This window comes from Faecalicatena orotica (assembly GCF_003149245.1).
Lineage (GTDB): Bacteria > Bacillota > Clostridia > Lachnospirales > Lachnospiraceae > Faecalicatena_A > Faecalicatena_A orotica.
On the sequence record NZ_QGDL01000007.1, the window covers coordinates 152,076 to 164,893 of the forward strand.

At 47.0% G+C, this 12,818-nt stretch carries 9 protein-coding genes; 8 read left to right on the top strand and 1 reads right to left on the bottom strand.

Features of this window, described 5'->3' with window-relative positions; translation table 11 throughout:
• Positions 1 to 48 precede the first annotated feature (48 nt).
• Genes A8806_RS12460 through A8806_RS12470 form a run of 3 tightly spaced genes read left to right on the top strand, consistent with a single transcriptional unit; the run spans position 49 to position 5,811 of the window.
• Positions 49 to 1,515 carry a GntR family transcriptional regulator gene (locus tag A8806_RS12460; RefSeq protein WP_330405333.1) on the top strand — a complete coding sequence of 489 codons (1,467 nt, stop codon included), beginning with the start codon at positions 49 to 51 and terminating at the stop codon, positions 1,513 to 1,515.
• A gap of 25 nt (positions 1,516 to 1,540) precedes the next feature.
• The gene (locus A8806_RS12465) at positions 1,541 to 3,094 is read left to right on the top strand and encodes a sensor domain-containing diguanylate cyclase (protein WP_109731530.1); all 1,554 of its coding nucleotides are present in this window, start codon (positions 1,541 to 1,543) and stop codon (positions 3,092 to 3,094) included.
• Positions 3,095 to 3,102: 8 nt separating this feature from the next.
• Positions 3,103 to 5,811, top strand: a complete 2,709-nt coding sequence (locus A8806_RS12470) for a bifunctional diguanylate cyclase/phosphodiesterase (RefSeq protein WP_109731531.1) — start codon at positions 3,103 to 3,105, stop codon at positions 5,809 to 5,811.
• A gap of 97 nt (positions 5,812 to 5,908) precedes the next feature.
• Here A8806_RS12470 and A8806_RS12475 read toward each other — a convergent pair whose 3' ends face one another.
• Entirely contained in the window at positions 5,909 to 7,195 is a 1,287-nt protein-coding gene (locus A8806_RS12475) for a sigma 54-interacting transcriptional regulator (RefSeq protein ID WP_109731532.1), read from the bottom strand.
• A 182-nt stretch (positions 7,196 to 7,377) separates the two neighbouring features.
• On the opposite strand from A8806_RS12475, the gene A8806_RS12480 reads away from it, so the two are divergent.
• The 5 genes from A8806_RS12480 to A8806_RS12500 are packed head-to-tail and all read left to right on the top strand — an operon-like array spanning position 7,378 to position 12,815.
• Entirely contained in the window at positions 7,378 to 8,367 is a 990-nt protein-coding gene (locus A8806_RS12480) for an ornithine cyclodeaminase family protein (protein ID WP_109731533.1), read from the top strand.
• A gap of 17 nt (positions 8,368 to 8,384) precedes the next feature.
• Entirely contained in the window at positions 8,385 to 9,797 is a 1,413-nt protein-coding gene (locus A8806_RS12485; protein WP_109731534.1) for an MmgE/PrpD family protein, read from the top strand.
• A gap of 43 nt (positions 9,798 to 9,840) precedes the next feature.
• The gene (locus A8806_RS12490) at positions 9,841 to 10,896 is read left to right on the top strand and encodes an NAD/NADP octopine/nopaline dehydrogenase family protein (RefSeq protein WP_109731535.1); all 1,056 of its coding nucleotides are present in this window, start codon (positions 9,841 to 9,843) and stop codon (positions 10,894 to 10,896) included.
• A 4-nt stretch (positions 10,897 to 10,900) separates the two neighbouring features.
• Complete coding sequence (locus A8806_RS12495) at positions 10,901 to 11,647, top strand: hypothetical protein (protein WP_109731536.1); 747 nt, start codon at positions 10,901 to 10,903, stop codon at positions 11,645 to 11,647.
• The gene (locus A8806_RS12500; protein WP_181368698.1) at positions 11,640 to 12,815 is read left to right on the top strand and encodes a M20 family metallopeptidase; all 1,176 of its coding nucleotides are present in this window, start codon (positions 11,640 to 11,642) and stop codon (positions 12,813 to 12,815) included. The genes A8806_RS12495 and A8806_RS12500 overlap by 8 nt, the downstream gene beginning before the upstream one ends.
• Positions 12,816 to 12,818 lie beyond the last annotated feature (3 nt).

Sequence of the window (12,818 nt, forward strand, 5' to 3'; positions counted from 1 at the left end):
ATCATTTGACACATATAATGTGGAAGAATAGGAAAGGTGAGTATCATTTTGAATTACGATAGCATGAAATATGAGCGGGTTTTCCAGATATTGAAAAATAAAATTGAGTGTGGCTTATTGCCGGCAGGTTCGAGCCTTCCGTCACGGCAGGTCCTGAGCAGGGAATTTCAAACTTCGGAGAAAACAATCCGGCATGCACTTGCAAAGCTGGAGGAAGAGGGCCTGATTCAGACACAGCAGAGAAAGAGGCCCGTTGTGAGCAGGGGACATGCCCATGAACATCAGGTAACAAAGCTTGCGATGAAGAAAATCGACACAACGATTACAAACGACCTCCTGCAGACCGGTGTGCTGCTGTGTTACCCGGTGATAAAAAACGGGATTGCGCTGTGTGAGCAGGAGGACCTGAAAATACCCCGCAGGATTCTGGAAAATTTAGATGTAGAAAACGGGGAAGAGTTCTGGGTACAGACGAAACGATTTTTAAGATTTTTTATAGCACGCAATGAAAATAATCTGAGTCTGAGCACGGTAGACAGTCTGGGGCTTGAAGACCTGAAACCGATGAAAGACACGGCTGAAATCAGGAGCCGGCTTTATGAACAGCTGGATGCTTTTTTGCAGATCATAGAGCGGGGGGATCCATCGGAAAGTGCTTATTTTGACGACCTGTCTGAACTGTACGGACTTACATATGCAAAACAGCCCGCATTTCGTGTTCCGGCCGATTCCGCTGTTATTTTCGGAAGGGAAGATCTGGAAAAACCTCTGGCGGGCGCCGAATTGAGGTATTCGGCAGTGTACATGGATCTGCTCAGCCTGATTGCAATGGGGCGTTACCTGCCGGGGGATAAACTGCCCTCCCATCTGGAATTGCAGAAAATTTATAATGTCAGTGTGGATACAACCTCAAAGGCAATACAGCTGATGCAGGAATGGGGAATTGTAAAAACGGTCCGCGGCAATGGAATCTACGTGGAGATGGATCTGGCTGAACTGAGGAAGATCCAGATTCCGGCAGATTTAATTGCTTACCATGTCCGGCGCTATCTGGACAGTCTGGAATTGCTTGTCTTAACCATTGAGGGGGCGGCAGCCTGCGCGGTTCCGAATATCAGGCAGGAAGAAATAACAAAAGTAAAAGAAAAAATGGACCAGTTGTGGAATGAAGAATACCTGTATGAGCGTACTCCTGCCATATTGCTGGATTTCATAACAGAGCATCTGAGAATCAATGCATTTCAGGCAATCTATAAACTGCTGCAGAGGAACTTCAGGATCGGACGCAGTATTCCGGCCCTGCTTGATACGAATAAAACGCCTGTTAACACGAGAATTCACGAGCAATGTGTGGAAGCACTGGATACACTTAGCGAAGGCAGGCAGGAAGTTTTTCCAGGGAAGGCATATCTGCTGTTTGAGGACATCCGCAGCTTAGTTATTCAGGAATGTAAAAGACTGGGATACTATGAGGCTGCGATGGAAGTTTATGATGGAAGCTCGTTATGGAAGTAGGGTGAAAGGGGATCCGGTATAAGAAATGAAACGAAAGAAAAATAATGGCAAAGGTGGCCAGTGGGAGGTATCGTTTTTCCCAATTATACGTTATAATGTAATATTTTGTGTATTGGTTATGGTTTTCATCATGGCGGGGGGAGCTATACTTTCTGCCGGCCGTATGAAGTCAGACGCAAAAGCCGCATTAAGCAGTGCTCAGGCACAAATATCACAGAGAGTTACCGGTGCAGTCGACCTGTTAGAAGCTCTTGCAAGTTTTCCGGATTTTAATGATTCTGAGACAGAGCCTATCGTTAAAGTGAAGAGACTGGATCAGATGAGCCCCTATTTTGGTTTTATGATGATGTGTTATGTAGATGAGGATATTCTGGTTTATTCTGATGGGGCTGAACCGGCCAGCCTTGCAAGCAGAGACTATATGCAGCGCCTGTTTTCCACGGGGCAGCGGCAGGTTACAGACAGTTTTGCGGCAGGTGCGGACGGCGAGACTCTGAACTATACGGTGGCAGTTCCCTTGATTGATAAGGATGGAAATATAACAGGCGCCCTCTTTTCTGCCATTTATTTTGATGAAATTGTGCAGATATTGGAAGAGTCGGCAGGAAAAGTGAATGCCAATGCGACTCTGTTAGGATCTCAGGGACAGGTTATGTCCGCTACCACGGACCTGTCTTACGGTGACCCGGTAATGGAGGCACTTCGGGACGATAAACTGCTGGGCACAACATCAGATAAACTGGAAGAGAAACTGCTTGCCGCACAGACCGGCGGGTACTGGAGCATCCATGACGGGGACCTCTGTTATACGGCTTATCAGCGTGTAGACAACACAAACTGGGACATCTTATGCTCAGTCAGCTTTGGCGATGTATTTTTTCAAATAATACCCTCCCTGCTGTTTGTAGTATGCCTGGCGGTATTTGCCTGTATCATTCTGCTGCTGTTCCTGAAGCGCTATATAGAGAAACAGATGCAGGTTGTAATAATGCTGGTGCAGTCGATGGAAGAACTGGAAAAAAGGGTTTATCAGAATGAACGGCCCGAAAATGTTGATTTTAATGAAATTCTCCGCCTGACCAGTGACGGCCTCTCAGACAGCCTGACCGGCGTGGTTACGCGTACCGTGTTTCTCAATAAAGCGGAAGCGCAATTGAAAAATGCAGATCCGAAGCTGGTAAAAGCCCTGTTTTTTGTGGATATGGATAACCTGAAATACATCAATGATACATGTGGGCATGACGGCGGTGATATCGCGCTGAAAAGTGTGGGATACATTCTCAGGGAGTACGAGAAGAAGTATGACGGTGTGGTAGGGCGCTATGGCGGGGATGAGTTTGTCATGCTTCTGACCAGTCTGGATGATGAAAAAGAATTGCGCGACGTACTCGACGGGCTGATTCTGCGTCTCCAGTCTAAAATTCCGTCCGGAGGTCAGAATATTCCGGTACAGTGCAGTATAGGTGTGTCGGTATACCAGCCGGGGATAGAGCTGGAACGTATGATTTTCGAAGCAGATGAGGCTCTCTACCATGTGAAGCAAAATGGTAAGGGATACTATCATATTCACCAGAATTGAGGATTAGGATGAAGAAGTATAGCAGAAGGCGGATTTTTTCTTTTGCCGGTGTGCTGTTGTTTATTTTTGCCGTGGTCACAGTACTAGGAATGTATCTGCGCAGCGAAATGATCAGTATACGGCAAAGGGAAGCCGAGAATATTTTATATCATTATAATGACAAGATTATATTGCAGCTGCAGGGAACCATGAATGAGGCGGACTCCCTGGCACAAATGGCCCTTGTGTCAGGTAGCAAAGAAACGGAATGGTTCAATCTTGCGTCGGAACCACTTTTAAAGCGGGAAGAGGTGTGCTTTGTCGGCCTTTTTGAGGGAGATACCCTTGTAAGTGCGCTGCCGGAAGAGGAGTGTGCTGAATTGGTCGGGCGGGACCTGAAGGATTTTTCCTACGCCTATACACTTGCTAAAGTAGTCGGAGAGCTGGTTGTTGAAGGGCCAAGTGCGCTGGAGATTGGTTCAGAACAGCAAAAAGTGTTTCTGTTCCTGCAGCCTTTTCTGGATAACGGGGCTTATAAGGGGGAGGCTGTCGTAGCTCTGAATTGGGATTATGTACAGGAAAAGCTGGCTCTGGACAGCTTATCCGCCCAGGGATATGATTATGAACTCTGGAGGGTAGAACCGCAGAAAGGTGCCAAGGAAGTCATTGCAAGTACAGGGGATCATGTCGATTTTTCAGAGGCAGAAAAGATTACCTTCTATCTGCCCAGCCAATGGAATCTCAGCATACAGCCTGCCACCGGCTGGATGAGCCCGGTGCAGAAGAGAGGCCTTGCGGCGGTATGTGCGGTGCTTACAGGTCTCCTGATGGTGCTGGCTTATCTGGTTTACCGGCATTTTGACAGGGAACGCATCCTGAAAAGACTCAAATTAATGGATGAAGCTACGGGACTTTATAATCAGAAAGGATTCACTAAGGAGCTGGACAGATGGCTTTCTGGCGGACGCATTCCTGTCATACTGTTTTATTTTTCCATAGAAGGTTACAGCCAGGCAGCCAGACTGATCGGAACGAAAGAAGAGTCTGCTTTTCTAAAAAGCATTCCCGGACGTCTGGATGAGTATATCCGCAGCCCGTATCTGGCAGGATATCTGGGTTCAGGAAATTTCATTCTTGCTGTCCGTGATGAAATGAGCGGGACAGAGCAGGAAGAATTTGCAAAAGGACTGTCTCTGGAACTCCTGCTGAAGGTCCGTATCGGGGCTGAGAAGAACTTCCTTCTGGCCCGTTATCAATATGCGTCCTGCCAGGCAGGAAAAGGACGGGCGGGGATAGAAATGGAAGCACTGTTTCATGCCTATTATGACGAGATAAGAAAGGAATCCCCTATACGGATGATGACTGAAAAATGCGAGCAGCTCATTGAGGGGAAAGACGATGTCATATTTGACGAGTACACAGACCTCGATATGATGGAACTGTCCAAGACCTTTAACCGTTACCACAAACAGGTGGAACAGCTGGCTTACTTTGATCCGGTGTTCAACGTCGGCAACCGGTCGAAATATTTCAGGGATACAGATATGCTGATTTCCTATGATCCTAAGAGATCGTTCAGTCTTTTCTGTATTGATATCTGTAATTTCAGCCAGTATAACGAACTATTCAGTGCGGATGTGGGTGATGACATTTTGCATGAAGTACTGAGGCGCATGTCAAGGACTTTTGGTTCATACCTGTATCGTATTAACGGTGATGTCTTTCTGGGAGTTTCACTTTCCAAGGAGAAAACGGACTCTTTTGCGGAACATCTCCATGAGACACTGACACGCCCTGTCATGGCGGGAAATTTGTCTATCCCCCTGCAGATCCGCCTTGTTGTCTGTCAGTATCCGTTATATGGGGGAACGCCCGGTGTTCTGCTTGAACGGATTCAGTCGGCCATGAGCTTTTCTAAAACGTCAGGCAGAAATATTGTGATCTATAATACGGAACTGGACGATATGGTGCGTACAGAGGCAGATATTTTACACCGGCTGCGTATAGCAATCCAGCAGCGGACATTGGAAGTGTGGTATCAGCCGCTGATGTATCTGGAAACAGGCAGTTATCAGGCAGCCGAGGCGCTTGTCCGCCTTCGGGACGGCAAGGGTGGCTATTTTTCTGCATTTCAGGTCATATCGCTTGCCGAACGCAATGGACTGGTGGAAGAACTTGGCGATTATGTGCTGGCCCACGCCTGCTCCTTTATGCGGGACTATGGTGAATCGCTGGGGCTTAACCGCATGAGTATCAACCTGTCTGTGCAGCAGCTTCTGGTTGGGAACAGCGCAGAGCACTTGCTGCAGCTGATCCAAGCATCCCATGTTGATCCACGGCGCATTACGCTGGAGATCACCGAGAGCGTTCTGATCCAGTCCATTGACCGTGCGGCTGATACATTGGAACGGCTGCGCCGGGAAGGGATTAATATCGCTCTGGATGATTTCGGGGTAGGCTACAGCAGCCTTAACTATTTATCAAATCTTCCTGTGAATATCGTCAAAATCGACCGTTCACTGACACAGCAGATACTGACAAATAAAAAGCAGTATGCACTGCTGAAATCGATTGTAGAGATGTCACGGGTGAATGACCTGATGGTAGTTGCCGAGGGCGTGGAAAATAAAGAGGAACAAAAGCTGATTTCTTCCGCAGGTGTGCATTATATACAGGGATATTATTATGCAAAGCCGATGCCGGAGGAGAAATTTATAAAACATTTGAAAGAAAGATAAAAGACTGCGGATAATAGGTACAGCCATAGCTAAAAAGCGGGCAGGCCCTTCATGAATGAGGGGACCTGCCCATTTTGTATGGAGTTACGGACTTGTTTTATGCCACTAAATATTTATCCAATATATCCTGAAGTGTGTAATTATACCGTATCACAATCGGAATATCCCTAAGAAGTGTATCTAATATTTTACTGCTCCCGCCGACTGTGAAGAGGGAGAGTGCAATATTCTGGTTCAGATTGCTAAACTCAATTTCCAGATGTTCTTTATGCTGCAGCAGGTGTTTATAATAGGCATTTGCGCAGGTCAGGCATATATCAGTAGAAAGCTGCCCGATGTTATTTGGACAGTCATAATGTACAAACGTACTGATAATCTTGCGGTCTATCCGTATTTCTTTCTTTAGATTGACTGCCTCCCTCCAGAAAAAGAATAAAACAAGCCGCAGGCGTTCTGCGACAGAGCGTTCCGCCAGAGAGGGGAGCTTGATCTGCACCGGAATCCTGCGGAGAAAGGTACTGAGCATCGCACTCTGGGGGCTTTCAGTCGTGGCACAGATCAGGAGGACATCTGCATGTCTTGTCCTTGTCGTCTCTCCGAGCCGCCGGAAAATCCCCTTGTCCATAAGCAGGAATAATTTTTCCTGTCCTTCCGGGTTCAGGCGGTGGATTTCGTCAAGGAAAAGAATGCTTTTATCAGCCAATTCGACAAGTCCCGGTTTATCGGAATCGGCTCCGGTAAATGCCCCTTTTGAATGACCAAACAACTGCGACATGACGAGCTGCGGGTTCTCCGCATAACTGGCACAATTATAAGTAATCAGGGTAGCGAACGGTGAGATACGTCCGCTTTTTTTTGCGAAATCGAACATGGAATTCGCAAAATGGCTCTTACCAACTCCGGTCGGCCCGGTAAGCAGTGTATCGAGTCCGTGGGGAGGATACAAAATAGCCGCTTTTGCCTGTTCAATATGGGCGCTTAAACTTCCTCTGCATCCGACTAAAGAATCGAAATCAGACAGCACGGATGCATCGAGACAGCTGTCCCCATTCTGCCCTTCAGATAATGGGGAGGGGGGATCCAGAAAATCGCAGAAAGCGTCCATTGAAGAGAATTCATATGTAGGAAGCTGCCTGCCTAACAGTTCTTCTAACACTGAAATACTAAAATAGATAACCGGACGGCCTTTGATACGCATGACAAGTCCGTCGGAAAAAAGGCGGCCAAGCTCCATACTTATATTATTCGGACTGATTCCAGTTTTCTCTGAAAGAGAACTAATATGCAGGGATTCTATATTCATCTCCGGGTTTTTGGGGGAAAACTGGGCAGTCGCTTCCAGCACTGCCTGATAAATCTTTTCTTTTCTGGTATATTGCTTCATTAGTATCAGCCACCTTTGATATTAATATCATTTTATAATACTGATTATAAATCCGTAAAAATGAGTTGTCAATTTAAAAGAAAAAAACGCCATATTTATAAGGAAAAATTAAGTTAAGAGAAAAGTTGGCACAAAGATTGCTATATAGATTAATAAGAATAAAAAGAAAGGAAATAAAAGTTATGAGTTATCCAATTAAGGTAAGAATGATTTCTAAAACAGAAGTAGAAAGCCTGGTATCTCCTAAAGACGTTCTGGAGGCGGTAGACTCTACCTTTCAGGCTCTGGGGAACGGGCGGATATTCCATCCGGTAAAAGAGCCGATCTGGATGGGGAAGGAAAATGCAAACATGCTGATTGCAATGCCTGCACATCTGAAAGAAAAAAACATCGTAGGGATGAAATGGGTGAATATGTACACCTACCAACAGGAGGGGATCCCCTCATCCTATGGGAACCTTCTGATTCTGAGCCATGAAGAGAATGGCCAGCCATATGCAATTATCGAGGCGACCGCGATTACTACGATGCGTACGGCGGGAGGGCACGGAGTCGTTGCCGCACAGTATCTTGCGAAGAAGTCTTCAGAGATACTGGCTGTAGTCGGATGCGGGGCAGAAGGAATAGCGGGAATTAAAAGCTTTCTGTATGCTTTCCCCGGGTTAAAAGAATTACGTGTATGTGACAGGAATCCGGCCGCTTTGGAGAATGTAAAAGAACAGTTTGGAAGCCAGATAAAAATCACAGCATGGGAGAATGCAGAAGACGCCGTCAGACCGGCAGATATTGTTCTGCTTGTGACAACGGCGAGAAAACCGGTTGTCATGTTTGGCTGGCTGAAGAAAGGCTGCTTTGTATCCGGCCTGTACTCCTTCAACGACCTTGATCCGGAATGTTCCAGAAGGGCGGATAAATGGTTCCTCGGCTCAAAGGATACGGATTACCACCAGATTATTAAAGCACCGTATCTTGCACCGTACAACCTGAGCATGGAAAACGTAACAGGAGACCTTGGGGAAGTGGCTGCAGGAAAATGTGCGGGGAGAGAAAACGATGACGAGATCATTGTGTATACACACATGGGGATGGGTGCCCTTGATATAGCAGTGGGTGATATCATTTACCGCCGGGCGGAAGAACAGAATATAGGGAAAGTAATTGATTTATCATAAGAGGAGGAAATGGAAAAATGGGAAGAAAGTATTTTGCAGCGAATGCAACAGATTACACACAAAAGCTGGCTGATTATGCGGTAGATTTGAAGTTCGGGGATATTCCCGCCGAGGTAATTGAAAGGGCCAAAATGCTGACCCTGCACACTTTGGGTGTTGCGCTGGCAGCAAAACCAATCGAACTGTCAGACGCAGCCGTAAAAGTGGCAGAGGCTGCCAATGGAGGAAAGGGAGGAGAGGCTTCTGTCTGGCTTGGCGGTGATAAATTATCAATGGCCAGTGCTGCATTTGCGAATGGAACATTATCCGACATGCTGGACTGGGAAGACTGCGCATGGGCCGGACATCCGAATGCCGGGGCAATCCCGGCGGCGATGGCGGTTGCCGAGGGGCTGAAAAAGGACGGAAAAGCTTACCTTGAGGCAGTGGTAGCTGCACTTGAGGTTTACCAAAGGGTTTCTATGGCAGTACAGCCGGCAGATGATTTCGACCACAATGAAGGATGGGCTATAGCCAACTGGCAGATATTCGCGGCATCCACGCCTGCGGCAAAGCTGATGGGATTAACAAAACAGGAGATGAACCAGACCTTTGGTGCAAGCGTCCTGTTTGCGAAAATGCCTTCGAACCTCCAGCAGGCAACGATGAGCAACGCTTACCACTATGAATACGGAATTACTGCACAGAACGGGATTCTTGCGGCAATGTGTGCCCAGAATGGTGTAGCAAACCTGATGGACTGCTTTGATATTCCCAATGCATACTGTGAGCAGCTTACAAAAGCAGTAGACAGGACATGGCTGGACCGCAATCTGGATGACAGGTTCTACATGATGGATATTCTCGTGAAGCACTGGCCTGCAAATATGTGGGTGCAGACTCCTGTCGAATTAGTGGATTTGCTTGTAAAAGAGAACCACATCCATGCAGATGATATTGCAGAAATCGTGGTAAACCCTCCGACACAATACCGCATGCATTTCTATGAGGAAGGATTTGAGAGCCTGATGGAGGCACAGTTCAGTATTCCTTACGTTATTGCAGCGATGCTTCTGGATCCTAAGCCGGGTCCGAACTGGTATACACCGGAGATGTTTAAAGATCCTAAGTTAATAGAATATGCCAAAAAAGTAAAGGCAGGACCGGATAAAGAAGATACTCTGCTGGAATGTTTCCATATCTTTCAGAGTGGCAGCCACCCGGAGAAATCAGTCACGATGACAATGAAAGATGGCACCGTATATGAGAAGACGCAGAGAACGCATAAAGGACATCCGCTGGATATGCTTACATTAGATGAGTTCTGTGATTTATTCCGCAGAGAAGCTTCCTTTACACTGACTCCAGAGCGGACGGAGGAAATCATTGACTTTGTTCTGAACCTTGAAAATGTAGATGATATGTCAAAGATTCATGAGCTGCTGGTATAGACGTCTAAAGAAAATTGATCTGACAATATAAGGAGGGAAGCTCATGAAAAGAATTACTGTAATGGGAGGCGGCGGAACCGGAATTATGATGGCAGCCGATTTGTCTCTCAAAGGACATGATGTCACTTTGTTTGAGGTTAAAGAACATGCGGCCGGAATTGAAGAGATAAAAGAACGGGGATACATAGAGGTTACCGGGAATGCGGCCAATGGAAAAGCGGTTATACATACGATTACGACGGATATTGCGGAAGCAATGAAGAACCCGGAATATATCCTGATCGGAGCTATGGCACAGCGGCAGGAAGAGTTTATGGATTTAGCGGTTCCTTATCTGAAAGACGGGACAGTTGTCTGCTTCTCGGCCGGAAACTGCGCCTCTGTCATACTGAAGAATAAGATAGGGGACAAGGATGTGTTAGTGGGGGAAATGCAGGGGAATATTTATCCGTGCCGCTTGCTTCCGGACGGAAAACTGATCAGTGCATTCCCATACAAGGAAAAAGGGATGGCTGCATTCCCGGCACGGGATAATGATAAGTTTATCGAAGCAATGAATCACGTTTACCCGTGCCATCCCGTGAAGAATGTATTTGAAGCGGCATTAAACTCCCCCAATACTTCTATCCATCTTGCGGGAAGCATACTGGGAATCACCAAGATGGAGACAATGGAGGACTTCCGCCTCTACAGAGACGGCCTGTGTCCTTCCGTTGCGTCACTTATCCGTGGCGTGGAAGAGGAAAAGGCACTGGTGATGGAAAAAATGGGCTATGAGATGGGCCGGGCTGTCGGGCAGATAGAAGCCCTCATGGAATATGACAGGCACCCGGAGCTGGAAATATTCAGGGGGCTGGAAGGCCCGACGAGTGTCCATCACCGGTATATTACAGAAGATGCATATGCAGGGAACAGCCTGCTTTTATCTCTGGCAAAAGAGTATGGCATTGAAACACCGCTGTGTGAGGGCCTGCTTGCCATTGCATCGTCACTCAATGAGACACCCTTCTACCAATTAGGGAGGACCGCTGCATATTTCGGTTTAAGTGGGATGGAGCCGGAGGAAATCAACAGATATCTTGAGACAGGAGAAAAATAACTATATGGAAAAGAGCGGGAAAAAGTATGTAGTAGGAGTGATCAATGTCAGGAATACGAAAAGTTCGGTGATGGAAGAAGAGTTTGCTGTCGGATTTCCGGATAATGTGGAAATCGTTATGGCTTATGCGCCGTTGGAGCTAGTCTCCTACGATGGTCTGATGGGGTTCTTAGACGCACTCCCGGGTGCATTGGATCAATTTATAGACAAGGACCCGGATATCATCATCGTACCCAGCCTCACAGGAAGTGCGATAAAGGGCTATGAAATTGTAAATATACTGGAACAGCGAAGCGGCCGTCCGGTCATTGTGCCTGCTCTGGAGACAAAGAAGTGTTTCAAAACACTTGGAATCAGACAGATCGCAATCGTTTCGGCATTTGGCGTGGAATTAGGGCTTCTGGAGCAATTATTCTTCCGTAACCATGATATTGAAGTTACAAACCTTATTAATATTTTTGACGAGCCTAGTGAAGACAGACTGAGAATTGACCAGGTTGACAGCGCCCTGATTCTCGAGAAGGCAAGAAAGGAAGATTTCAGGGGGGCACAGGCAGTCTTTTTCGACAGTCCCACCTACAAGCTGCGGCCTATTATAGAGGAATTGAAATCTTTGATAAAGCTGCCGTTATTTTCGGTGAACCAGATTATCATTTATTCCGCACTGAAAAGGCTGGGGCTTCCGGCAGACCACCTGCCGATTGCCGAATATTACAGGGAAGAAGAGGAAAGGAGGCAGAGCCGTGTATAAGAAAGAGAAAATAACGGAAGTAATTGAGAGGAACAGAGAGGAAATCACGGAGCTTTGTGAGTACATTTTTGAGAATCCGGAGTTGGGATTTCACGAATACAAAGCAAGTGCTGCATTGAAGGATTTTCTGGAGAAACATGGGTTTACAGTAGAGATGGGTGTGGCAGGGCTTGAGACTGCGTTTCGTGCAGAGAGAAAAGGAAAAGGGCAGGGACCGACAGTCGGATTTTTCTGTGAATACGATGCACTTCCCAACGGACATTCCTGCGGCCATAATATTATCGCATCCTCTGCGGTGATGGCAGGCGCAGGGCTTGCGGAAGCTATGGGGGAATATGACGGGAATGTCGTTGTGCTCGGTACACCTTCAGAGGAAGGAAGCGGGGGCGGAAAAGAGCTCCTCTACCAGGCGGGGGTCATGGATGATATCGACTGCGCCATGATGTTCCATCCGGGTAATAAGACTGTGATCAATGATATTCTGCTTGCAATCAGCGCTTATTCGTTTACCTTCCACGGCCGGGCAGCCCATGCAGGAGCCTGTCCGGAAAAAGGCATCAGTGCTGTCGAGGCCGTGATACAGATGTTCAACAATGTAAACGGGATGCGCGTAACCGTAAAACCAGACACAAGAATCCACGGGATTATAAAACAGGGCGGTGTAGTGACAAACGTGATTCCGGACCTCACGGAAGCGCAGTTTGGAATCCGGGCGAAGACGAAGGCGGAATTAGAGGAACTGGTAGAACGTGTAAAAAACTGTGCCAGAGGCGCTGCACTTTCTACAGGGTGTACGGTGGACATCCGGGAGATCGGTATTTCTTACATGAATTTGAAAAATAGTGAAGTACTTCTTCAGCTGGCTGAAAAAAATATGGCGGATATGGGGGAACAAATCGATGTAAGAAATGCATCAGAAGGCCTTGGGTCCAGTGATGTCGGGAATATTTCACACAGAATCCCGACCTTCCAGATCATGATTGGAGTTGGAAGCCCGGCAATCCCGCACTCAGAAGCATTTGCAGAAGCCTGTGGGGGAAAACGCGGTGCAGATATTGCAGTCAGGGCGGCAACGGCACTGGCAATGACAGGAATGGATTTATTTAACAAACCAGAACTTATTGAAAAAGCAAAAGAAGAACTATTAAAGGATAAAGAGGAGGAATAAAGT